At 69.3% G+C, this 22,843-nt stretch carries 23 protein-coding genes and 1 riboswitch; of the genes, 14 read left to right on the forward strand and 9 right to left on the reverse strand.

Going from position 1 to position 22,843, the window contains the following annotated elements; translation table 11 throughout:
• Positions 1-364: 364 nt before the first annotated feature.
• Positions 365-1,297: a hypothetical protein gene (locus tag ACTWPW_RS50425; RefSeq protein WP_443173063.1), complete on the forward strand. Its 933-nt coding sequence runs from the start codon at positions 365-367 to the stop codon at positions 1,295-1,297.
• A gap of 903 nt (positions 1,298-2,200) precedes the next feature.
• Here the strand turns inward: ACTWPW_RS50425 and ACTWPW_RS50430 are convergent.
• From ACTWPW_RS50430 to ACTWPW_RS50440, 3 genes are all read right to left on the reverse strand, one after another.
• Positions 2,201-2,356 carry a hypothetical protein gene (locus tag ACTWPW_RS50430; protein WP_364135597.1) on the reverse strand — a complete coding sequence of 52 codons (156 nt, stop codon included), beginning with the start codon at positions 2,354-2,356 and terminating at the stop codon, positions 2,201-2,203.
• 276 nt (positions 2,357-2,632) lie between these two features.
• Positions 2,633-3,499, reverse strand: a complete 867-nt coding sequence (locus ACTWPW_RS50435) for an ABC transporter ATP-binding protein (protein ID WP_364135594.1) — start codon at positions 3,497-3,499, stop codon at positions 2,633-2,635.
• Positions 3,492-4,427, reverse strand: coding sequence for an ABC transporter permease (locus ACTWPW_RS50440; protein ID WP_364135591.1), 936 nt, complete (start codon positions 4,425-4,427; stop codon positions 3,492-3,494). The genes ACTWPW_RS50435 and ACTWPW_RS50440 overlap by 8 nt, the downstream gene beginning before the upstream one ends.
• Positions 4,428-4,900: 473 nt before the next feature.
• On the opposite strand from ACTWPW_RS50440, the gene ACTWPW_RS50445 reads away from it, so the two are divergent.
• The 5 genes from ACTWPW_RS50445 (at position 4,901) to ACTWPW_RS50465 (ending at position 10,627) form a co-directional block, all read left to right on the forward strand.
• On the forward strand, positions 4,901-6,538 hold the full coding sequence (locus ACTWPW_RS50445; RefSeq protein WP_375118734.1) for a peptide ABC transporter substrate-binding protein: 1,638 nt from the start codon (positions 4,901-4,903) through the stop codon (positions 6,536-6,538).
• Between the two features lie 126 nt (positions 6,539-6,664).
• The gene (locus tag ACTWPW_RS50450; RefSeq protein ID WP_364135586.1) at positions 6,665-7,609 is read left to right on the forward strand and encodes an ABC transporter permease; all 945 of its coding nucleotides are present in this window, start codon (positions 6,665-6,667) and stop codon (positions 7,607-7,609) included.
• Positions 7,602-8,576: an ABC transporter permease gene (locus ACTWPW_RS50455; protein ID WP_375118735.1), complete on the forward strand. Its 975-nt coding sequence runs from the start codon at positions 7,602-7,604 to the stop codon at positions 8,574-8,576. Before ACTWPW_RS50450 ends, ACTWPW_RS50455 begins: the two co-directional genes overlap by 8 nt.
• 13 nt (positions 8,577-8,589) lie before the next feature.
• A complete protein-coding gene (locus tag ACTWPW_RS50460) occupies positions 8,590-9,627 on the forward strand; it encodes an ABC transporter ATP-binding protein (RefSeq protein ID WP_364135580.1) in 1,038 nt (345 codons plus the stop codon).
• Entirely contained in the window at positions 9,611-10,627 is a 1,017-nt protein-coding gene (locus ACTWPW_RS50465) for an ABC transporter ATP-binding protein (RefSeq protein WP_375118736.1), read from the forward strand. The genes ACTWPW_RS50460 and ACTWPW_RS50465 overlap by 17 nt, the downstream gene beginning before the upstream one ends.
• Before the next feature lie 45 nt (positions 10,628-10,672).
• On the opposite strand, the gene ACTWPW_RS50470 is transcribed toward ACTWPW_RS50465, so the two are convergent.
• The 4 genes from ACTWPW_RS50470 to ACTWPW_RS50485 are packed head-to-tail and all read right to left on the reverse strand — an operon-like array spanning position 10,673 to position 13,977.
• The gene (locus tag ACTWPW_RS50470; RefSeq protein ID WP_443173064.1) at positions 10,673-11,854 is read right to left on the reverse strand and encodes a lipid-transfer protein; all 1,182 of its coding nucleotides are present in this window, start codon (positions 11,852-11,854) and stop codon (positions 10,673-10,675) included.
• A complete protein-coding gene (locus ACTWPW_RS50475) occupies positions 11,851-12,255 on the reverse strand; it encodes a Zn-ribbon domain-containing OB-fold protein (protein ID WP_443173065.1) in 405 nt (134 codons plus the stop codon). The genes ACTWPW_RS50470 and ACTWPW_RS50475 overlap by 4 nt, the downstream gene beginning before the upstream one ends.
• Before the next feature lie 25 nt (positions 12,256-12,280).
• Positions 12,281-13,420 carry a S8 family serine peptidase gene (locus ACTWPW_RS50480; RefSeq protein WP_443173066.1) on the reverse strand — a complete coding sequence of 380 codons (1,140 nt, stop codon included), beginning with the start codon at positions 13,418-13,420 and terminating at the stop codon, positions 12,281-12,283.
• Positions 13,417-13,977, reverse strand: a complete 561-nt coding sequence (locus ACTWPW_RS50485) for a hypothetical protein (protein WP_443173067.1) — start codon at positions 13,975-13,977, stop codon at positions 13,417-13,419. Before ACTWPW_RS50485 ends, ACTWPW_RS50480 begins: the two co-directional genes overlap by 4 nt.
• A gap of 393 nt (positions 13,978-14,370) precedes the next feature.
• On the opposite strand from ACTWPW_RS50485, the gene ACTWPW_RS50490 reads away from it, so the two are divergent.
• From ACTWPW_RS50490 to ACTWPW_RS50500, 3 genes are read left to right on the forward strand one after another with little or no spacing between them, the layout of a single operon-like run.
• Positions 14,371-14,670 (forward strand): DUF3263 domain-containing protein, encoded by a 300-nt coding sequence (locus tag ACTWPW_RS50490; RefSeq protein WP_375118741.1) that lies wholly within the window; start codon positions 14,371-14,373, stop codon positions 14,668-14,670.
• 39 nt (positions 14,671-14,709) lie between these two features.
• Positions 14,710-15,480, forward strand: coding sequence for a trehalose-phosphatase (otsB, locus tag ACTWPW_RS50495; protein ID WP_375118742.1), 771 nt, complete (start codon positions 14,710-14,712; stop codon positions 15,478-15,480).
• A gap of 35 nt (positions 15,481-15,515) precedes the next feature.
• Entirely contained in the window at positions 15,516-16,103 is a 588-nt protein-coding gene (locus ACTWPW_RS50500; RefSeq protein WP_375118743.1) for a hypothetical protein, read from the forward strand.
• Here the strand turns inward: ACTWPW_RS50500 and ACTWPW_RS50505 are convergent.
• Positions 16,081-17,244, reverse strand: coding sequence for an MFS transporter (locus ACTWPW_RS50505; protein WP_375118744.1), 1,164 nt, complete (start codon positions 17,242-17,244; stop codon positions 16,081-16,083). The two genes, ACTWPW_RS50500 and ACTWPW_RS50505, sit on opposite strands and share 23 nt — an antisense overlap.
• A gap of 58 nt (positions 17,245-17,302) precedes the next feature.
• Complete coding sequence (locus tag ACTWPW_RS50510) at positions 17,303-18,727, reverse strand: alpha,alpha-trehalose-phosphate synthase (UDP-forming) (RefSeq protein WP_375118745.1); 1,425 nt, start codon at positions 18,725-18,727, stop codon at positions 17,303-17,305.
• A gap of 31 nt (positions 18,728-18,758) precedes the next feature.
• Here ACTWPW_RS50510 and ACTWPW_RS50515 point away from each other — a divergent pair, with 31 nt between their 5' ends.
• The 5 genes from ACTWPW_RS50515 to groEL form a co-directional block, all read left to right on the forward strand.
• Positions 18,759-19,313: an RNA polymerase sigma factor gene (locus ACTWPW_RS50515; RefSeq protein WP_375118746.1), complete on the forward strand. Its 555-nt coding sequence runs from the start codon at positions 18,759-18,761 to the stop codon at positions 19,311-19,313.
• Between the two features lie 79 nt (positions 19,314-19,392).
• Positions 19,393-19,532, forward strand: a riboswitch (SAM riboswitch).
• A gap of 13 nt (positions 19,533-19,545) precedes the next feature.
• On the forward strand, positions 19,546-20,778 hold the full coding sequence (gene thrC, locus ACTWPW_RS50520) for a threonine synthase (RefSeq protein ID WP_443173068.1): 1,233 nt from the start codon (positions 19,546-19,548) through the stop codon (positions 20,776-20,778).
• 24 nt (positions 20,779-20,802) lie between these two features.
• Positions 20,803-21,078, forward strand: a complete 276-nt coding sequence (locus tag ACTWPW_RS50525) for a MoaD/ThiS family protein (protein WP_043633550.1) — start codon at positions 20,803-20,805, stop codon at positions 21,076-21,078.
• Positions 21,079-21,322: 244 nt separating this feature from the next.
• Positions 21,323-21,523, forward strand: coding sequence for a cold-shock protein (locus tag ACTWPW_RS50530; RefSeq protein WP_068927743.1), 201 nt, complete (start codon positions 21,323-21,325; stop codon positions 21,521-21,523).
• Positions 21,524-21,850: 327 nt separating this feature from the next.
• Positions 21,851-22,843 (forward strand): chaperonin GroEL (gene groEL / locus ACTWPW_RS50535; RefSeq protein WP_443173069.1); only part of this gene is annotated, 993 nt, incomplete at its 3' end.

Genomic DNA, 22,843 nt, shown 5'->3' on the forward strand with positions numbered 1-22,843 from the left:
CTTCGGCCACGCGCCCGCGCGTATGCGCGCAATATCGGAAACAAGACCCGCCTATTTCCGTTTTGTCTTCCCGCTCAACGCTCCCCCTTTACTCGGTAACCGGGCTGCAAACCCCTGCTACATGGGCATTCATGCGCCTGCGGCCGATCAACCCGAGTGATAGAACTGCTTGCGTAGCTCAGCCGTGGCGGCACGCTCAGTGTGGTGCCCATAGCGCGCACGCAACGGCATACGGGGGTTATCGATTCGCATTTCCACCGCATTCGAGAGCGATCGATCACGAGCCGGGAAGGCAATCATGAATCGAGTAGTCAAGACGGCGATTGCCGTCACAGCATTCGGCTTGGCGGCTGCGGCGATGGCCGTGCCAGCTCAAGCGGAAGTTCAATACAACACCGCCAGGTACGCTCCTATCGACGGCCCGGGCGGAGGCACCACAGCTGCAGCCGGCAGCCCACTCGGCAGCCTCCTGGGCGGCCTGGTCGGGGGCGGCGTGCTGGACGGCCTGCTCGGCGGCTCCAAGCCCAAGTCCGGCGCCCACCCGGGCGGCCAGATGACCGAGGCCGAGCGTGACGCCGCCAGCGAGAACCAGGCCGAGCCCGGCAGCTCGGCCAACGCGGCCGAGGACGTCCTCCGCGGCGGAGGCCCGCTGCCCGAACTGTCGCCCATCGTCGCGGGGATCCCGCTCGGCGGGGGCGGCCTGACCGAGTCGCTGCCGGTCCTGTCGGGCGCGGCGCGCATGGCGCAGCCCGGCATGCCCTCGGTGAAGGCGTCCAAGCAGGGCCAGGGCGAGCTCCTGGCCCCGGACACCACCGTGCACGGCACCGTCGGCTCCATGACCGGCATGCTGGGGTCGCCCGTCGGGGGCGCGACGACCGGGCTGCCCGGCGCCAACCTGCTGCCGGCCTCCGGCGCCAGCGTCCTGGACACCAGCACCGCCACGGCCAAGACCATGAACGGCACCACCAAGGGTGTCGAGTCCCTGTCGGCCGACACCGTCGTGGCCGGCCTCTCCGAGGCCGCCCGGCGCGCGCTGCCGCACGCCTCGAGCGGTCAGCTGTCCCCGGTGATCGGGCAGGTCGCGCCCGCCGAGATGGCGCCGGTCGTCGAGGTCCTGCCCGCCACCTCCCAGGCCGCCTCCATGGACGAGCTCACCCCGCTCGTCGAGGACTCCTCGGCCTTCGTCACGGCCACCGGGACCAAGGCCGCAGGCTCCTACAGCGACGTGATCACCGCCCTCGGCTGGACCACCGACGCGCTGACGAGCTCGGTGCGGAACTCCTGGATTCGCGACTAGGACGCGATGGAGGCGCTGATGAACGAGGTCGGCCGAGGGCCGGCAGGACGGTTCGCGGGCGTCCTAGGTGCCGACGCCCGGGCACCGGCCCCGCCGGCGACGAGGCGGCCCGTTCACGCGCCCCAGCAGTTCCCTGACGGCGTGTATCCCCTTGCCCGGGGCCCCTTCACCAACGGGGTCCCCCGGTCGGGGCCCGCCGGTCCGGAGCTCAGGACCGGGGCCCTGCCTCTTGGGACGCCGTCGCGCTGACGCGGCAGGCCGACGGGGCGCCCAAAGGTGCCGGGCGCCCGAGGCACTGACGCGCGTGGGTTGCGAGGTCCCCCGCGCAAGCGGGCGGTCTCATCTCGGGCCCGGGCGGACGCGCCCGCGCCCAGGGCGCGCTCGCGTACCGCGCCGCCACTGCAGGGCAGCGGCGCCGCGCGAGCCCCCACCGCCGGCCCCACCCCGGGGCCGGCGGCCTTTTCATGATCCCCTCTTTTTACAGAAACGATCTTTTACGGCGGAGCCGGCGTCACCGCCACCCGCCGCACGTGGCTGGTGGCCTCCAGGAATACGCCCGCTGACCGCCACGTGGCGGGCCGCCGTCACGCGCGCCTCCTTGCCCGCCCGAGGGCTGAATCGCCGCCCACCCAGGACAGCCGTGCGAGGCGCCGAGAAGCTCTTGCGGCCGTGATCTCCCGGCCGCCGTTGTCCGGAGACCGGAGCCAGGCCCTACGGGCCGCACAGGACCGCCCACACGACTCCCCGGCCACCCGCGGGCTTCGCCGGCCGGAGTCGAACGGGCCCGCTGTCGTGCGGCCGCCGGCGGAACGACCCGTGTCCAGTGGGTCGCCATCGCGCGGGCCGGTGTCGGACGGCCGTGTGGAACTGCCCGCGTCTGGGGGGTCGCCGGTCCGGGTGGCCTCAGGGGAGGCGGACGCCGGTGCGGCGGGCGATCTGGGCCTGCAGCCGGGCCATCTGCCAGTGCAACTCGATCAACTGCTCGGCGAGCTGCATTCTCGGGATCTCGGACACGTCCTCGGTGTCCAGGTGGTCAATCGCGGCCGCAAGCTCTCCCATGGCGCGCCCCCACTCCATCACCATTCCCCGGATCGAATTGACGTTCGAATCCTATCGGAACGGCAGGCTCGGTGTCAGTCATTTGCCCCATGGGTCGCCGCAGTTTCGCACACAAGATCGAACATCGAACCACCACGAAGCCGGGCAACCTGGGCTCGCGTAACGGCGGCACGCCACTGAAGGGCCAGTGACCGTTGCATGGAGGGCCATCGGCCGAAGTGCGGCGGGTGGCACGCCACGGCACCGCGTAACAGATGGGAAGGCCCCTCGGACGGGTCAGCCCTTGTTGTAGGCGGAGATGACTTCCTTCGGGTCGCCGTCCATCTTGATCTTGCCCTTGTGCAGCCAGATGACCCGGTTACAGGTCTCCTCGATGACCCGCAGGTCGTGGGCGACGAGGAAGACCGTGCCGGCCGACTCGCGGATCTGGCGGATGCGCTCCTCGCTCTTCTTGCGGAACTCGCGGTCACCGGTCGCCAGGGCCTCGTCGATCAGGAGGACGTCGTGGGTCTTGGCGGAGGAGATGGCGAAGCGCAGGCGGGCGCCCATGCCGGAGGAGTAGGTGGACATGGGCAGCTGGACGAACTCGTCGATGCCGGAGAAGTCGACGATCTCCTGGTATTTCTCCCTGACCTCGGCGGGCGTCATGCCCATGGCGTAGCAGCCGAGGACGATGTTGCGCTCGCCGGTCAGCTCGCGCATGAGGGCCGCGTTGACGCCGAGCAGCGAGGGCTGGCCGTCGGTGTAGACGGCGCCCTTGTGCGGGGGCAGCAGGCCCGCGATGGCGCGCAGGAGCGTGGACTTGCCCGACCCGTTGCGCCCCACGATGCCGATGGCGTCGCCGTGATAGGCCACGAAGGTCACGCCCTTGACCGCGTGGACCTCTTTCATCTGCGGGCGCCCCTGACGCTTCAGAATGCGCGTGAGGGCGTTGACCGCGTTGCCCTTCTCGTTGTCCGAGGCCGCCCCGTAGACGCGGTAGACGATGTGGAGATCGTCGACGATGACGGTGGGAGTGCCTGTGGGGACGTCGAGGGGCCGCTTGCCCGGGGGCTCCGGGTTGGGATGCACTCTCACATCCTTGCCGGGGTCGGCGGGCTTGTCGCCCTTCACCTGTGACAGCTCCTTGGTCAGTTCAGCCACGCCCGTACCTCTCCTCGGACCGCCAGAAGTACCAGAAGCCGAAGCCGAGTGCGAACACCGCCCAGAATACGCAAGACATCCACACCATCGGTGGCGGGTGGTGGCCGAACTCGGGGTTGTGGGTCTTGATGAGGATCTCCCGCATCCACTCGATGAAGGAGGCCGCCGGGTTGAGGTACATCACGTTGGCCACCCACTGGGGCAACTGTGCGGCCTCAACCACCTTGTCCTGGATCGAGAAGAACACGCCCGAGGCGTAGAGCCAGGTGCGGGTGATGAACGGCAGCAGCTGGTTGAGGTCGCGCATCGTGGCCCCGAGCCGGGCGACCACCAGGCCGGCGCCGACGTTGAACATCGTCTGCAGCGCGAGCACCACGGGGATCATCAACCAGTGCCACGTGGGCCACTCCTGGGTGGCGACCACGAGGGAGAGGAGCACGCCCATGGAGATGGCGAGCTGCTGGAGCTCCTGGATCGTGTAGGCCAGCGGCAGCGAGGCGCGCGGGAAGTGCAGCGCCCGGATCATCGACAGGTTGCTCGAGATCGACTTGGCGCCGGCGGTGACCGTCCGCTGCGTGAAGGTGAAGATGAACATCCCGGTCAGCAGGAACGCCGGGTAGTTCTGGATGTCCTTGCTGCCGCCCAGGATGACGCCGAACATCAGGAAGTAGATGGCGGCGTTGAGCAGCGGGGTCAGAACCTGCCACAGCTGGCCGAGCGCCGAGCTGGAGTATTTCGTGACGTTGCGCGAGGTCGCGTACGTCAGGATGAAGTGTCGCCGCTGCCACAGCTGGCGCACGTAGACAGGGAACCTCGGCCGGGCGATGGCACGGCGAAGTCCGTATCTCTTGGCGAGCTTGGCCAGCGGCTCCTGCCCGCTTCGGCCGCCCGCCTGGGCGTCCGCGACAGCGGATTCCGGCTGGCTCATGGCAAGGACTCTATTGGATCCCGGTCGGTGGGGTGCCTGTCGCGCGGGTTGGCGACAGACAGTTGGACGGAGTCTTCGGACGCCGGGTTCCAAGGCGTCGTCAAGACCTGCTCAACCGTAGCCCAGCGAGCCGGGGCGTGCTGGCAAGGGCGCGACCACCGTCATGTAGGGGGTAATTTTCATCGACTGTTCACGTCCAGGCCCTACCCGTTGGGGCTGGTTTGCACTGTTTGATGCTCTGTGTGCTAAATGTCTGTGACGCTGGATAGGCACACGTGTGACCGAACTGCAACGCGCCAGAGACTCGCTGGTGGCAAGTAGTAAGGGATAGTCGCGATCGACTGGCAGGGCGTCGGCTGGTTTGACCATGTCAGCCAAATCCGGGGGGATACCAGGAACCCCCCGTCAGGCTGCTCACGATCACCGCAGCTCAGCGCTTGGCGCCCACCTGTAGAGGGAGGAATTCTTTCACCATGCGTGTTACTAAGGGCGCACAGATCGTCGCCGGTACCGCGCTGCTCGCCCTCGCGGTTGCCGCGTGTGGCGGCGGTGCCACGGACAACGGCGGCACTGCCGCGGGCGGCGGAGAGACGCCGGTCCGCATGGAGATCGGTGAGCCTCAGGAGCTCCTGAACCCGCAGAACACGACCGAGACCGAGGGCTCCGAGGTGCTCGCCGCGGTGTTCTCGCCGCTCGTGAGCTACGACGAGAACAAGCAGCCGGTCGAAGAGGCCGCCGAGTCCGTCACCACGTCGGACAGCAAGGTCTGGACGATCAAGCTGAAGTCCGGCTACACGTGGCACGACGGCACCCCCGTGACCGCGGCGGACTACGCGCGCGCGTGGAACTACGCCGCCCTCCAGGACAACGCCATGGGCTCGTCCTACTTCTTCGGTCGCGTCGACGGCTACGCCGACGTGCACCCGGGTGAGGGCAAGACGCCGACGGCCAAGGAGATGAAGGGTCTCAAGGTCGTCGACGACTCCACTCTCGAGGTCACGCTCTCGGCGCCGTTCTCGCAGTTCAAGACGATGCTGGGCTACACCGCCTTCTACCCGATGCCCAAGAGCGCCATCGGCGCCGACGGCAAGGTGACCCAGGCCTTCGGCGAGCAGCCGATCGGCCAGGGCCTGTTCAAGCTGGACAAGCCCTACAAGAAGGGCACCGACCCGACCATCGAGCTGTCGGTCTACGACAAGTTCCCGGGCAAGAAGCCGGCCGGCTGGACGAAGCTCCAGTTCAAGGTCTACACGAGCTCCGAGACCGCGTGGAACGACCTCCAGGCCGAGAACCTCGACATCCACGACTCCCTGCCGGCCACCGCCATCTCCACGGCGAAGTCGGTGCTGGGTGACCGCTACTTCGACGAGCCCGACGCCTCCATCGGCCACATCGGCGTGCCGCTGAAGTACAACAAGGAATTCGAGAGCGTCGACGTGCGCAAGGCCATCTCGATGGCCATCGACCGGAAGACGATCACCGACACGGTCTTCTCCGGCACCCGCGCCCCGGCCGACGACTTCATCAACCCGGCCATCCCCGGCTACCGCCAGGGCGCCTGCGAGGCGTGCACGTACAACCCGGCCGAGGCCAAGAAGCTGTACGAGGCCGCCAACGGCCCCAAGACCATCGAGCTCGGCTACAACGCAGACGGCGGCCACAAGGAGTGGATCGAGGCCGTCGCCAACAACCTGCGGGCCAACCTGGGCATCGAGGTCACGCCGAAGCCGTTCGAGAAGTTCCAGGGCATCCTGGACGCCCTGGACGCCAAGGAGTACAAGGGCCTGTTCCGCATGGGCTGGGCCATCGACTACCCCTCGGCGGAGAACTACCTGACCCCGATCTTCAACACCGGCGCCATCGAGACGGGCTCCAACTACGGCGGTTACTCCAACAAGGAGTTCGACGAGCTGATGGCCAAGGGCGACCAGGCCGCGGACGCGAACGAGGGCCTGAAGTTCTACCAGCAGGCGGACGACATCCTGCTGAAGGAGCTGCCGTACATCCCGATCTACTTCTACCGGAGCAACTTCGGGCACTCGACGAAGGTCAAGAACGTCAAGCTCAACCTGCTCAACCAGATCAACTGGGCCGACGTCGAGAAGGCCTGACGTCATTCGCGCGGTGGGCGGCACTTGCCGCCCACCCGTTGGATGGCCGAGCTTGGAGGCAGTCACTCGGGCCGGGTAAACCACGGACTCAGGGGGCTGCCTCCAAGTATGTACCGGAGGGCTTGAATGGGCCGATATGTCATTAGGCGACTGATCCAGGCGATACCCGTCCTGCTCGGCGCCACGCTACTCATCTTTTGCATCGTCTTCGCTCTGCCCGGGGATCCCATCGCGGCGTTGTTCGGAGACAAGCGCCCGGACCCCGCCGTCGCCGCGGTCCTGCGCGAGCAGTATCACCTCAATGATCCGTTGTTGCTGCAGTACTGGTACTACATCAGCGGCGTGCTCTTCCGTGGCGACTTCGGCGTGAACTTCGCCGACATCCCGGTGTCCCAGATCATGGCGGGCAAGTTCCAGATCACGCTGAACCTCGCCCTGACCGCGCTGGTGATGGAGGCCGTCATCGGCGTCGGCCTGGGCCTGTGGGCGGCGCTGCGCCGCGGCAGGGCCACCGACACCATGATCCTCGCCTCGACGCTGCTGCTGATCTCGGTCCCGACGCTGGTGACCGGCTTCGTGCTGCAGCTCCTGCTGGGTGTGAAGCTCAAGCAGTGGACGGGACTCGACATATTTCCCGTGGCGGGCACCTTCGCGGGCTGGCGCAGCTACCTGCTGCCCGGTTTCGTGCTCGCGGGAACGTCGATCGCGTACCTGACCAGGCTCACCAGGACCAGCCTGGTGGAGACCCTGAGAGCGGACTACATCCGGACGGCCACGGCCAAGGGCCTGTCCAGGCGGCGCGTCATCGGCCGGCACGGCTTGCGCAACGCGCTGATCCCGCTCGTCACCTATCTGGGCGCCGACCTCGGCAACCTGATGGGCGGCGCGGTGATCACGGAGACGATCTTCAATCTCCAGGGAATTGGCAATCAGCTCTTCCAGTCGGTTTACTTGCGAGAACAACCGGTCGTGGTGGGCATCATCACGGTGCTGGTGCTGATCTACATCCTGGCCAACCTGGTCGTCGACTTGTTGTACGCCGTGCTCGACCCGAGGATCCGCTATGAGTAACCCAACCCCGCCGGTCGGGCCGGGGCTCCCGGAGACGCAGACGCTGGTCCCGGACACGGTTCCCGCACCGTCGCCGCGGCGCGCGGGCAAGCGGGCCAAGGGCGGCAAGCCCGCCAGCCTGTGGACCGACGCGTGGTACGACCTCAGGCGCCGGCCGATGTTCATCCTCTCGGTGATCATCGTTCTGGTCCTGCTGGTCATGTCGGCCATGCCCTGGCTGTTCAGCTCGATCGACCCGACCGTCGCCAGGACCTGTGACCTGTCCACGGCGCGGCAGGGGCCCAGCGCGGGCCACCTGTTCGGCCGCGACAACCTGGGCTGCGACGTCTACGCCAGGACGATCTACGGAGCCCGCAACTCCATCGTGATCGGCGTGCTCACCACGATCATCACCACGTTCGTGGGCGGCCTGCTCGGCATCATCGCCGGGTTCCGCAGCGGCATGGTCGACACGGTGTCCTCGCGGGTCACGGAGATCTTCTTCGCCATCCCCCCGATCCTCGGCGCGCTGCTGATCGCGGCCACGTTCCGCGGCCGGGCCAACAGCATCCTGCTGGTGATCCTCGCGCTGGCGGTGCTCGGCTGGCCGATGGTGTTCCGCATCATGCGGGCCGCGGTGATCACGGCGAAGAACCAGGACTTCGTGGTCGCGGCCAGGGCACTGGGCGCCGGCTCCAGCCGGATCATGTTCCGCCACCTGCTGCCGAACTCGCTGGCCCCCGTCATCGTGGTGGCCACGATCAACCTGGGCGGCTTCATCGCGGCCGAGGCCGCGCTGTCGTTCCTGGGTGTCGGCGTGCAGTCGCCGGACATCTCATGGGGCCTGATGATCGCCGACGCGCGCAACAGGTTCCTGGAGGCTCCGCTGCCGCTGGTGTTCCCGGCCGTGTTCCTGAGCATCACGGTGCTCGCGTTCATCATGATGGGCGACGCCGTGCGCGACGCGCTCGACCCGAAGCTCAGGTAGAAGGGGGGATCAAGTGAAGAAGACGTCTTCGGATGTGTTGCCCGCCGAGGGAGGGCTGGGCGACGAACCGCTGCTCGCGGTCGAGGACCTGCACGTGGAGTTCCGTACGCGGGCAGGTGTCGTACGAGCGGTCAACGGCGTGAGCTACACGGTCAGCCCCGGTGAGACGCTCGCGGTGCTGGGCGAGTCGGGTTCGGGCAAGTCCGTGACGGCCCAGGCCATCATGGGCATCCTCGACATGCCGCCCGCGGTCATCCCCAAGGGGCAGATCCGCTTCAGGGGCACCGACCTGCTCAAGCTGTCGGAGGAGGCCCGCACGCAGGTGCGCGGCCAGCGGATCGCGATGATCTTCCAGGACGCGCTCTCCGCGCTCAACCCGGTCTTCACCGTGGGCTGGCAGATCAGCGAGATGTTCCGGGTGCACCGGGGCATGTCCAAGTCCGACGCCCTGAAGAGGACCGTCGAGCTGATGGACCGGGTCCGCATCCCGGCCGCCAGGCAGCGCGTCCACGACTACCCCCACCAGTTCTCCGGGGGCATGCGCCAGCGCATCATGATCGCCATGTCGATCGCGCTGGACCCCGAGGTGCTGATCGCGGACGAGCCGACCACGGCGCTCGACGTGACCGTCCAGGCGCAGATCATGGAACTGCTGGCCGAGCTGCAGCGCGAGAGCCAGATGGGCCTGATCCTGATCACCCACGACCTGGGCGTCGTCGCCGACGTGGCCGACAAGATCGCGGTCATGTACGGAGGCCGCATCGTGGAGAAGGCCCCCGTGTACGACATCTACAAGGCTCCGGCGCACCCGTACACGAAGGGCCTGCTGGACTCGATCCCCAGGGTCGACCAGAAGGGCCAGGACCTGTACGCGATCAAGGGCCTGCCGCCCAACCTGCTGGACCTGCCGTCAGGATGCGCGTTCCATCCCCGGTGCCCGTACCGGCAGGACAACTGCGTGACCGACGTCCCCCCGCTCTACGAGATCAGCGGCACGCGTGGCAGCGCCTGCCACTACTGGAGGGAGGTCCTCGATGGCGAACGGCAGTGAGCGCATCCTCGAGGTACGCGATCTGGTCAAGCACTTCCCGCTGACCCAGGGGATCCTCTTCAAGAAGCAGATCGGCGCGATCAAGGCCGTCGACGGCGTGTCGTTCGATCTGAACAAGGGCGAGACGCTGGGCATCGTGGGCGAGTCGGGCTGTGGCAAGTCCACGCTCGCCAAGGTGCTGATGGCTCTGGAGCGGCCCACCTCGGGCTCGGTCAAGATCAACGGCCGGGACATCGGCAAGGCCAAGGGCGGCGAGCTCAAGGCCATGCGCCGCAACATCCAGATGGTGATGCAGGACCCGTACACCTCACTGAACCCCCGGATGACCGTCGGCGACATCATCGGTGAGCCGTACGAGATCCACACGGAGGTCGCCCCCAAGGGCGACCGGCGCAAGAAGGTGCAGGAACTGCTGGAGGTGGTGGGGCTCAACCCCGACCACATCAACCGTTACCCGCACCAGTTCTCCGGTGGCCAGCGGCAGCGCATCGGCATCGCCCGGGGGCTGGCGCTGCAGCCGGAGATCATCGTCTGCGACGAGCCCGTCTCCGCGCTCGACGTGTCGATCCAGGCGCAGGTCATCAACCTGCTGGAGCGGCTGCAGAACGAGTTCAACCTGGCCTACATCTTCATCGCCCACGACCTGTCGGTGGTGCGCCACATCTCCGACCGGGTGGGCGTGATGTACCTGGGCAAGTTCGTGGAGCTGGGCAAGGACACGGAGATCTACGACCGGCCGGCCCACCCGTACACGCAGGCGCTGCTGTCGGCGGTGCCGGTGCCCGACCCCGAGGGGCGCGAGCAGCGCGAGCGGATCATCCTCCAGGGTGACCCGCCCTCGCCCGCGAACCCGCCCAGCGGGTGCCGGTTCCGTACGCGGTGCTGGAAGGCCCAGGAGATCTGCGCGGAGGAGGAGCCCCTGCTGCAGATCCGTCCGGGCACGGCGCACGAGAGCGCCTGCCACTTCGCCGAGACGCACGACGTGGTGCACGTCGGCTGACCTCGCGTCAGGAGGGCCCCTCGGGAGTCGTCCCGGGGGGCCTTCTCACGTGGTGACGATGACGGCCGAGCCGTGACCGAACAGGCCCTGGTTGGCCGCCAGGCCCACGCGGGCGCCGGCGACCTGGCGGGCCCCGGCCCGGCCGCGGAGCTGCGCCGTCAGCTCGCAGAGCTGGGCGATGGCCTGGGCCGGGATGGCCTCGCCGAACGAGGCCAGGCCACCCGACGGGTTCACCGGGATCCGGCCGCCGAGCGCGGTCTCCCCCTCGCGCAGCAGCTTGTCCGCCTCCCCGGCCGGGCACAGCCCGACGTCCTCCATCCAGTCCAGCTCCAGCGCCGTCGACAGGTCGTACACCTCGGCCAGTGACACGTCCTCCGGGCCCACCCCGGCCTCCTCGTAGGCCGCGTACGCGAGCGCCGCCCTGAAGGGCCTCTCGGGGGCCGGTACGGCGACGCAGGAGTCGGTGGCGAAGTCCGGCAGCTCCAGCACCGTGTTGGGGAAGACGGGGGTGACCGTGGAGATGGCGGCCAGGCGGACGAGCGGCGCGCCCAGGCGGCGCGCGTACGACTCCGAGGCCAGCACCACCGCCGCGCCACCGTCGGAGGTGGCGCAGATGTCCATGAGGCGCAGCGGGTCGGCGACCATGGGCGAGGCCAGCACCTCCTCCGCGGTGACGGGCTTGCGGTAGCGGGCCAGCGGGTTGAGCGACCCGGCCAGCGCGTTCTTGACCTTGACGGCGGCGAAGTCCTCGGGGGTCGAGCCGTACAGGGCCATGCGGCGGCGGGCGTAGAGGGCGAAGTACGCGGGGTTCGTGGCGCCCAGGAGGCGGAAGCGCAGCCAGTCGGGGTCGTCGGGACGGTCGCCGCCCACCGGCTTGAAGAAGCCCTTCGGCGCCGCGTCCGCCCCGATCACGAGCGCGACGTCGCACAACCCCGCCAGGATCCTGGTACGCGCGATGTCCAGCGCCTGGGCCCCCGACGCGCAGGCCGCGTAGCAGGAGGCCACCCGCGCGCCCGACCAGCCCAGCGCCCTGGCGTAGGAGGCGCCGGAGACGAAGCCCGGGTAGCCGTTCCTGATCGTGTCCGCCCCGACCACGAACTGCACGTCGGTCCACGCCACCCCGGCGTCCCGCAGCGCCTCGCGGGCGGCCGCCACGCCGTACTCCAGGAAGGGCCGCCCCCACTTCCCCCACGGATGCATCCCGGTCCCCAGCACCACGACGCTCATGAAGCCTGCCCCCACATCCACACCAGCGGCCCGTCGGCCAGCGGTCCCGAGGTCAGCTCCAGCTCCATGCCCACCGCGAGCTGGTCCACCGTCAGGCCCCTGACCTGACCGAGCACCACGATGCCCACCTCGTCGAGCTCGACCGCGGCCAGCGTCACCGGCTCGTACGGCTGCGCCGCCACGTACGGCGCCGGCGGCGGGTAGCAGGCGTTCGTGTACGACCAGACCCGCCCGCGCCGCGGCAGCGGGAACTCCTCCATGTCCGCCCCCTCGCAGCGCGGATTAGGGCACGACTCCCGCCGGGGCGGGAAGCAGACCGTGTCACAGGCCGCGCACCTGGTGCCGAGCAGGCGGACGGCGTCCCCCTCGATGGCGAACCAGCCGTCGATCGCGTACGTCATAGCCGGAGTATCACACAAGCGCTTGCTAGGTTGAATCCCCTTCGCGCCCCCGATGCCGCACGACCACCCGCGCCGACATCACGACCACCAGCAGCAACATCCCCGCCACCACCGGCATCCGGGAGCCGGGCGCGGGCCCGTCGCCGAAGTACGGCCCCGGCCGCGCAGCCCCGGGCACCGGCACGTCCAGCCGGCCGGCCTCCCGCAGCGCGAGCGGCGCGTCGACCACGCCGTGCCCGTAGGCGGGGCTGTAGCCGTCCTCGGGCCGCCGCCGGGTGCCGAGCTCGATGGCCATCCGCACGTGGTAGGGCGACAGGTCGGGATGCGCGGACCGGATCAGGGCGGCGACGCCCGCGACCATGGCCGCGGCCGAGCTGGTGCCGTCGCCGACCACGTACGAGTCGTCCCCGTCGGCCGTGACGATCTCCGCGCCGGGGGCGACCACGGACAGGTAGTCCTGCCGGTTGGAGAACCCGGCGACCTTCATCCGCCGGTCCACCGCGCCCACCGCGATCACGCCGGGGTAGGCGGCGGGGAAGTTCTTCCGGTTGCCCGCGGCTCCGTCGTTGCCCGACGAGGCCACCAGCACGGCGCCCTTGCCGATCGCGTACTGGACGGCCTCCTCCTCCGACGCCGACCCCTCCCACGCGCCGCTGCCGCCGCCGAGCGACATGCTGATCACGTCGGCGCCGCGGTCGGCCGCGTACCGGATGCCCCTGGCCAGCGCGTCGCCCCAGCCCGAGTGGTGCTTCTGGCGCAGCGGGTCGCCGTTCTCCAGCGTGACCCTGACGGACAGCACCCTGGCGGCGGGCGCCACGCCCAGGACGCCGCCCCGGTGGCCGTCGCCGTGCCCGCGACCGGCGATCAGGCTGGCCATGGCGGTCCCGTGCGGCCCCCACAGCCCCCTGCCGGCGCCCGTCAGGTCGGGGCCCTGCACGACGGCGCCGGCCAGGTCGGGGTGGTGGCCGTTCACGCCGGTGTCGAGCACGGCCACCAGCACGCCCTCGCCCCTGCTCGACCGCCACGCCTCGGGCAGGCGCAGCGCGCCGAGCTGCCACTGCCCGGCCCGCGCGGCCTCGCCCACGTCGTCGGAGTGCGCGGTGGGGGCCGCCGCGATCCCGGCCGCCAGCCCGGCCAGCAGGACCGGGAGGAGGAGCCGCCTCATCCGGTCAGTGCCCGGTGTAGCGTCGCCGCGAGCTGCCGGGCGGCGTCGCGCAGCCGCGGCACGACGCGGTCGCCCGGCTGGTACGCCCGCCCGTCCGCGTATCCGGCGGCCGTCGCCACCACGTAGTGCTCCCCGGACCCGACCACCACGCCGGTGAAGTACTGCCGGTCGCCGAACCACGCGGCCGGCCCGCCGGGGAAGGCCACGGGCCGCACGGTCTCGGGTCGCACGGTCTCGGGTCGCACGGTCTCGGGTCGCACGGTTCCAGGTCGCACGGTCTCGGGCGGCGCCGTCGCGGCGGGACCGGCGCCCCGCGGGCCGGCCCCGAGCGCGGTGAGCGCCGGCCGGTCGAGCACGGCGATGCCCACCGTGACGACGAAGGTCTGCGTGCTGTCGGCGTAGGTGGCGCGCAGGGCGGTGCGGCAGCCCGGGCGCACGGCGGCGGGCTGGAAGGCGGCCCGGCAAGGCGCCTCGGGGGCCACCCCGGCCAGCTCGTACGTGACCCGGGCCCCGGAAGGGCTGAGCCCCGGCACCGTGCCGGGGAAGACCTGAGCCACCGGCCACGCCTGCCAGCGCTCTGAGACGGGCGGCGCCGGCACGGGCCAGACCGCGGACAATATGGAGATCAGTGCAACGGACAGGTGGTACACGTCGGACCTCGGGCGGGAGGGGAGGGGCCGCCGATTCTGCTCGTGCATTGTGACACGCGAGCGCCCGCTCAACCCGACGCTTCGGTAAACAGACCGATACGCGGAGTAGTTCCGATCTGTCGGCTTTTAGGCAATAAAGTGAAAGAAAGTCGGATGTCAGGCTGCTGAACAGCCGGGGTGGAACACGCCGCCAGGCGCGTCTCTCATTCCGCCGTGAACAGCCGCACTCCGCACATTACGATGGCCACGGGCCGCGTGCGTGCGACGTGATCGTCGCCCGCCCCTTTCGAGGAGGACACCATGGGAGCACCGCTCAGCGGTGACAATGCTGCCCAGGACCCGTCCCGCCAACCACTCTCAGACCGCGATCACGAGCTCCTCGCCTTCGAGCGCCAATGGTGGCGCTACGCGGGCGCGAAGGAGCAGGCCATCAAGGAGACCTTCGGGATCTCCGCCACGCGCTACTACCAGTTGCTCGGCGAGCTGATCGACCGGCCGGAGGCTCTCGAGCAGGACCCCATGCTGGTCAAGCGGCTGCGCAGATTACGGTCCACCCGCCAGCGCGAGCGCGCCGCCAGAAGGCTTGGCATGCGTCCCTGACCGGCTGGGTACGGCAGCCGCGTGAGGAACATCCCTGGAATGGAAGCGATCTTGAGCGATCCGGCCGGCGCCGTGATCGGGCTCGACTTCGACGGCACGCTGTCGCCGATCGTGCCCGACCCCGCCGCCGCCGTGATCCACCCGAAGGCGCCCGAAGTTCTCGCCGACCTGGGCGCCCGCGTCCTCGCGGTGGCCATCGTGACCGGCAGGCCCGCGGCCACCGCACTGGAGCTCGGACCGGGCCTGGCCGACGTGCCGGGGCTGGTCGTGCTCGGCCACTACGGCTTCGAACGCTGGGAGGACGGGCGGATCTCCGCGCCCCCGCCCCCGCCGGGCGTGCCGCGGGCCGAGGCGGAGCTGCCGCTGCTGCTCGACTCGCTCGGGCTGGCGGGCGTGCGCGTCGAGGACAAGGCCAGGGCCGTGGCCGTGCACACCAGGCGCAGCCCCGACCCCGAGGGCGCGCTGGACGTCCTGCGCGAGCCGCTGGCCAAGCTGGCGGAGAAGCACGGGCTGGTGGTCGAGCCCGGGCGCATGGTGCTGGAGCTGAGGCCACCGGGCATGGACAAGGGGCACGCGCTGAGCCTGTTCCTGGCGGAGCGGGCCGCCCGGTCGGTGATGTTCGTCGGTGACGACCTGGGAGATCTGGCGGCGTTCGACGCCGTACGCGCATCCGGGCTGCCGGGCGTGACCGTGTGCAGCGGCTCCGCCGAGGTGACCGCCCTGGCCGAGCGGGCCGACATCGTGGTGGACGGTCCCGAGGGGGTCGTGGCGCTGCTGGGTGAGCTGGCGTCGGCGTTCAGCCGTTCGTGACTGGTCTGCAAGTCGCGATCTCTAGGGTCGGGCGCATGCACAAGCGTCACTCTGCCCTTCTCGCCGCCGCGGGTGTCGCCGCGGCCACCCTCCTCGCCACCGCCCTGCCCGCGAGCGCCGCTCCCGCCCAGCAGCTCAAGCTGCGCAACGGCCTGACCCTCTACATCCCGATCCAGTGGAAGGTGTACGGCACCGGCACCGACGCGGTCCAGGTCGTCACCGGCAAGTGCGGCAAGGCGCAGGGATGGGGCACGCCCGAGTGCGACGCCTTCTACGTCTTCGGTCCCAAATACATCAAGCAGGGCGCCGAGGGCTTCAATCCCTACACCGGCAAGCGCCCCTTCTACACGGCGACGGACGTGCAACCCTGCCCCTTCAACCGGAAGTGGTACGAGCTCATCGGCCCGAAGGTGACGAGGGGCCTGCGCCAGGTCGGGCCGGGACACAAGGCCGCCTACAACGCCTGGAAGTCCACCTGCGTCTCCTACTCCGACGCCGGGACCAAGGTGCGGACCCACTTCACCCAGCGCGAGTGGTATCTGCCGCAGAGCAGGATCCTGGTGGTCGACCAGTGGAACACGCCGGGCCTGGCCGACACGCTCAAGCACGCCGACTGGAACTGAGCACCCCGGCGACCGCCAGGCCGATGAGCACCGGCACCATCAGGAACGCGGTCCTGGTGCCGAAGCCGTCGGCGAGGGCGCCGAGCGCCAGCGGACCGACGGCCATGGCGGCGCCCGCCCAGATGGGCGAGGCCGCCGCCGCCAGGTCCGCCCGGTCGCCGGAGCCGGCGATCAGCGCGGACAGCGCCAGTGGGAAGTGCAGGGCGGCGCCGAGCCCGCAGACCACGAGCCCGGCGTAGGACAGCACCGGCTGGGTGCTCAGCCAGAACAGCAGCCAGCCCGCGAACGTCACCGCCAGCGCCCCCGCGAACAGCGGCGTGGGCGGCAGGCGCAGCGCCAGACGCGCCCCGGCGAACCTGCCCGCCGCCAGCCCCGCCACGAACGCCGTCAGCCCGGTGGCCGCCGTGGCCGCGCTCAGCCCCGTACGGTCGGCGAACAGGTCGGCGGCAAACAGGTTGAAGCTGAACTCCAGCGCCACACAGCAGAAGAGCACCAGGCCCGCCAGGTGGAAGCGCCAGCCGGGCCGGGCGACGGCCTCCGTGCCCGCGCCGGGGCCCGCGGCCCGCCGGTCGGGCCAGACCCGGCCCATGGCCAGCGCGAGCAGCACGCTGGCGACCGGCGTGAGCAGCAGCGCGGCCCGCCAGCCGAGCGCTGTCTGGGCGACCACGCTGAGCCCGAACGTCATCCCCATGCCCACGAGCACGCCGACCGCGTTGGCCTCGCTGATCGCCGCGGGCCCGGCCGGGCCGTGGTGGTCGCTGAGCGCCGCCATGGACGTGTAGAGCAGGATCGAGCTGAAGCCGCCGGCCACGCCGTAGCCGAGCAGGGTCAGGGCCAGGGCGTCGGTGGGCAGGACCACGAGCAGGCCGGCGTTCATCCCGGCCAGGCCGATCCAGCTGGTCGCGCGCCGGCCGAACCTGCGGGTCAGCAGGGGGAGCAGGAGCCCGGCCGCGATCGTGCCCAGGGCCATGGAGGTGCCGTGCAGGCCGGCCACGGTGGCCGACGTGCGCTGGTCGGCGCGCAGGAGCGGCAGGGCGGCGCTCAGGCCGTACAGGTAGGTGGCGAACGTGCTGAGCAGCAGGTAGACGAGCCAGGTCGGGCGGTCTCTGATCAGTCGGACGGGCGGTAAGACCGTGGTCACCCGGCAGCCTCCCGCGGGACAGAGGGACGCGGTCGCGCTCCCATGCTAGGCGAGAGCGTCAGGCGAGCGCGTCGAGCTGGGCGGCGAGCCATTTCTGCGGCGGCAGCGCGGTCGCGGCGGCGTGCAGCTTGTCGCGGCGCATGCGCCGCTCGTCCTCGGGCATGACCAGCGCGTCGTGCAGCGCGACGGCCGTGCCGCTGATGTCGTACGGGTTGACCATGAGGGCGTGCGGGCCCAGCTCGGCGGCGGCCCCGGCCTCCCGCGACAGCACCAGCGCGCACCGCTCCGACAGGACCGGGCCCTCCTTGGCCACCAGGTTCATCCCGTCGCGGATGGGGTTGACCAGCAGCACGTCGGCCATCCGGTACGCGGCCAGCGAACGCGGGTAGTCGTCGTTGACGTTGAGGATCACCGGGTCCCAGTCCTCGGTGGCGTATTCGGCCTCGATCTCCTGGGCCCGGCGCTGCACCGACGCGGTGTATTCGCGGTATTCGGGCAGGTCGTGCCGGCTGGGATAGGCGAAGGCCAGGTGCACCACCTTGCCGTGCCACTCGGGGTGCGCCGCCAGGAACTCGCGGTAGGCGATCAGGCCGCGGGTGATGTTCTTGGACAGCTCGGTGCGGTCGATGCGGACGATCAGCCGGCGGTCGCCCACCTGCTCCCTGAGCGCGGTCATGTGCGACTCGACGTCGGGCTCGCAGGCCCGCTCCCACAGCGCCGTGCCGTCCACGCCCAGGCTGTGGACGCCGATGCGGGTCGTCCGGCCGTCGTAGGTGATGCTGCGCCCGACGCGGTCGGTCTCCGCGCCGAGCAGCCGCTCGCAGCAGTCCATGAACGCCTGCGCCCACCGGTCGGTGAGGAACCCGGCGTGGTCGGCGCCCAGGATGCCTTCCAGGACCTCGCCGGCCACCTCGTCGGGCAGCAGGGAGAAGTATTCGGGCGGCGCCCACGGCGTGTGGCTGAAGTGGGCGATGCGCAGGTCGGGCCGCTCGGCGCGGAGCATCGCCGGGGTCAGCGTCAGGTGGTAGTCCTGCACCATCACGCGCGCGCCGTGCCCGGCCTCCTCGGCCAGCGCCAGCGCGAACGCGCCGTTGTAGTCGCGGTAGGACTCCCACTCGCGCGCGAACCTCGTGCCGAAGTTGGGCGAGTTGGGGATGTCGTAGAGCAGGTGGTTGATGAACCACAGGGTGGAGTTGGCCACGGCGTTGTAGGCGCGGTGGAACGTGGCGGGCGGGATGTCCAGCATCCGCAGGGGGCCCGTGTCGTAGCCGGCGTGGTCGATGCGGCCGCCGGAGGCCAGGCGTACGGCACTGCGGTCGCCGTCGGACAGCGCGGCGCAGATCCACAGCACGCCGTCGTCCTTGGCCACTCCCGACAGCCCCGAGACCAGGCCGCCGCCGCCGCGCCTCATGGTCAGCTCGCCGCCGTCGGAGACGGTGAAGGAGACCGGACCTCTGTTCGAGGCCAGCAGGACGCTGTTCATCAAGGCTCCCTTCGATCATAGGATCCCAGCTATGGCGCTTGATGAGCTAACCGAGGAACTCGCCCGCTCCGCCGCTGCTGGAGATCATCGCGCACTTGGCGAGCTCCTGGCGCGGATAGAGCCGGATGTGATGCGACACTGCGCCCGGATCCTGCCTTATCACCAGGACGCCGAGGAGGCCTCGCAAGATACGTTGCTGGCCGTGGCGCGCAACATCGGGCGCTTCGAGGGGCGGGCCAGGTTCAGCACCTGGCTGCACATCGTGACGGCCAACTGCGCGCGGACCACGTACAGGTCGCTCAAGCGGCGGGCGGCCGAGCAGAGCTCGGACGAACTGCCGATGCAGAAGCCCGACGTGCAACGGGTCAGCGTGATCGCGGGCTCGCGGCTCGACCTGCTCGACGCGATGGAGGCGCTGGAGGCCGACAAGCCGGACCTGGCGCAGGCGCTGGTGTTGCGCGATATCGTCCAGCTGGACTACAACGAGGTGGCCGAGCAGCTCGGCATCCCGCTGGGCACCGCCAAGTCACGCATCCACCAGGCCCGCAAATACGTTCAGGGCGTGCTGGGTGAGGACTATCGCTGAGACCACCCGTCTCGCATGGTGAGACGGGTGGTAATTTCGGCCACTTAAGCGGGTAGAGTCCTTTTCAACAACTGCATATTGCTCATCCAGAGGGGTGGAGGGACCGGCCCTGCGAAGCCCCGGCAACCCTCCCGGTTTCGACTCGCGACCTGCGAGGCCGACCGGGACAAGGTGCCAATTCCGGTTCGCGGTCAAGGTGGCCGTGGGCGAAGATGAGGGAAGGCCTCGCTTCATGTCGCTTGACTTTGGTCCCGCCGAAGCTCTGTCCTGCCGCGAGTGCGGCGCGCGTTACCCGCTGGGTCCCAGCTTCGCCTGCCAGGAGTGTTTCGGGCCGCTCGAGGCGGCCTACTCCTTCGGCGACGTGACCCGCGCGGACATCGAGTCGGGTCCGGCCAACATCTGGCGTTACCGTTCACTGCTCCCCGTGCCGGCCGACGTGGCCACCAAGCCGAATATGAACCCCGGCTGGACCAAATTGGTCAAGGCCGGAAACCTCGGGCGGGTGCTCGGCATCAAGTCCCTTTACGTGAAGGACGACTCGGGAAACCCCACCCACTCCTTCAAGGACCGGGTGGTCGCCATGGCCGTCGAGGCGGCCCGCAACTTCGGCTTCCACACGCTTTCCTGCTCCTCCACGGGCAACCTCGCGGGCGCGGTCACCGCCGCCGCGGCGCGGGCGGGGCTCGACGCGTGCGTGTTCATCCCGGCCAACCTCGAGCAGGCCAAGATCGCCATGGCCCGCGTGTTCGGCGGGAAGCTGATCGGGATCGAGGGCACCTACGACGACGTCAACAGGTTCTGCTCCGAGCTGATCGGCGACCCCCTGGGTGACAAGTGGGGCTTCACCAACATCAACCTGCGGCCTTACTACGCCGAGGGCTCCAAGACGCTCGCGTACGAGATCGCCGAGCAGCTCGGCTGGCGCCTGCCCGAGCAGATCATCATTCCCATCGCGTCCGGCTCGCAGCTCACGAAGATCGACAAGGGCTTCAAGGAGCTGGTCGCGCTGGGCCTGGTGGAGGACACGCCCTACAAGATCTTCGGCGCTCAGGCCGCCGGGTGCTCGCCCGTGTCCACGGCGTTCAAGGCCGGGCACGACGTCGTGCAGCCGGTCAAGCCCAACACCATCGCCAAGTCGCTGGCCATCGGCAACCCCGCCGACGGGCCGTACGTGCTGGACATCGCGCGGCGCACCGGAGGGGGCGTCGAGGACGTCACGGACCCGGAGATCGTGGCCGCGATCAAGCTCCTGGCCTCGACAGAGGGCATCTTCGCCGAGACCGCCGGCGGGGTGACCGTGGGCGTGCTGAAGAAGCTCACCGAGAGCGGCCGGCTCGACCCCGAGGCCGAGACCGTGGTGCTGAACACCGGTGACGGGCTCAAGACGCTCGACGCGATCAGCGACGACGCCACGCCCACGGCCGTGATCCGGCCCTCTCTCGACGCGTTCCGCGCGACTGTCTGACAATCAGGAAAGGCGACTTTAACCATGAGCGTTTCTGTGCGGATTCCCACCATTCTGCGCACGTACACCGGGGGTAACGCCGAGGTGAGTGGCGAGGGTGCGACTCTTCGTGACGTGCTCGCCAAGCTGGACTCTGACTACCCGGGGATCGGCGCGAGAATTCTGGATGAATCGGGCAAGATTCGTCGTTTCGTCAACGTTTACGTTGGGGAAGAGGACGTCCGATTCGCCGAGGGTCTCGACACTCCCGCACCAGAAGGCACTCAGATCTCCATCATCCCGGCGGTTGCCGGCGGCTGAGTCCCGCGGAGCACACTCTTGAAGGCGCCCCTAGTGGGCGCCTTCTGCTTTTCCTGGGGTAATTCAACGTTGAAGGGTCTTCGCTGCGAAGAAATACGCGATTTGCAGATTGACTCTGTTGCCAAACCCCTTGCCACAGGTATGGTCGAGGGCGATCGTCTGGCTGATTTTCCGTTAAGTCATGCGATTACAGGTCCCGCGGAGGAATGGGCGAGATCTGGGAGACCAGTAAGAGGAGTCGGAAGTGGCGCAGGGCACCGTCAAGTGGTTCAACGCGGACAAGGGCTACGGCTTCATCGCGGTAGACGGTGGTAAGGATGTATTCGTCCATTACTCAGCGATCATGATGGACGGGTACCGATCTCTCGAACAGGGGCAGCGCGTCGAGTTCGAGATCACGCAGGGCCAGAAGGGACCGCAGGCGGAGTCTGTCCGCGCGGTCTGATTTTCATCACTGGTATGCACCGGGCGGGATCGCACGGCAGCGCAGTCCGTGCGAACCGTCACCTCTCTTTCGCCGACTCGCGTGCGGCGAGCCGCTCCGGGCGGCTCGCCGTACCGACGCACTGACCTGGGCGGGAGTAGGGGGGCAGGGGGCGTTCGCTTGCACTCGGCAGGGTAGAGTGCTAAACAGTTCGTTGGCACTCTGTGCAGCAGAGTGCCAACTCGGATCGAGACGATGGGGTCTGCCGAACGGAGATGCGGACCCATGCCGTCGCGGGCGTCGGCTCGGTCCACGACAAGCCACCCTGCATCTGGGAGGTCTAGCCTTATGGCAGCCAAGATGATCGCGTTTGACGAGGACGCCCGGCGCGGTCTCGAGCGCGGTATGAACCAGCTCGCCGACGCCGTCAAGGTGACCTTGGGTCCCAAGGGGCGCAACGTCGTGCTGGAGAAGAAGTGGGGCGCTCCCACGATCACCAACGACGGTGTTTCCATCGCCAAGGAGATCGAGCTCGAGGACCCATGGGAGAAGATCGGCGCTGAGCTGGTCAAGGAAGTCGCCAAGAAGACCGACGACGTCGCGGGCGACGGCACCACCACCGCCACCGTGCTCGCCCAGGCGCTGGTGCGCGAGGGCCTGCGCAACGTGGCCGCCGGCGCCAACCCGATGGCTCTGAAGAAGGGCATCGAGGCGGCCGTCGAGCGGGTCAGCGAGGAGCTCTCCAAGCTGGCCAAGGATGTGGAGACCAAGGAGCAGATCGCTTCGACCGCCTCCATCTCCGCCGCCGACGCCGAGATCGGCTCGCTCATCGCCGAGGCGATGGACAAGGTCGGCAAGGAAGGCGTCATCACCGTCGAGGAGAGCAACACCTTCGGCCTGGAGCTCGAGCTCACCGAGGGCATGCGCTTCGACAAGGGCATGACGTCGATGTACTTCGTCACCGACTCGGACCGCATGGAGGCCGTGCTCGAGGACCCGTACATCCTGATCGTCAACAGCAAGGTCTCCGCCAACAAGGACCTGCTGCCGCTGCTCGACAAGGTCGTGCAGTCGGGCAAGCCGCTGCTGATCATCGCCGAGGACGTCGAGGGCGAGGCGCTGGCCACCCTGGTCGTCAACAAGATCCGCGGCCTGTTCCGCTCCGTCGCCGTCAAGGCTCCCGGCTTCGGTGACCGCCGCAAGGCCATGCTCAACGACATCGCGATCCTGACCGGTGGTCAGGTCGTCGCCGAGGAGGTCGGTCTCAAGCTCGAGAGCGCCACCCTCGACCTGCTGGGCCGCGCCCGCAAGGTGGTCGTGACCAAGGACGAGACCACGATC

Source organism: Nonomuraea sp. KM90 (assembly GCF_052246675.1).
In the GTDB taxonomy this organism is placed as follows: domain Bacteria; phylum Actinomycetota; class Actinomycetes; order Streptosporangiales; family Streptosporangiaceae; genus Nonomuraea.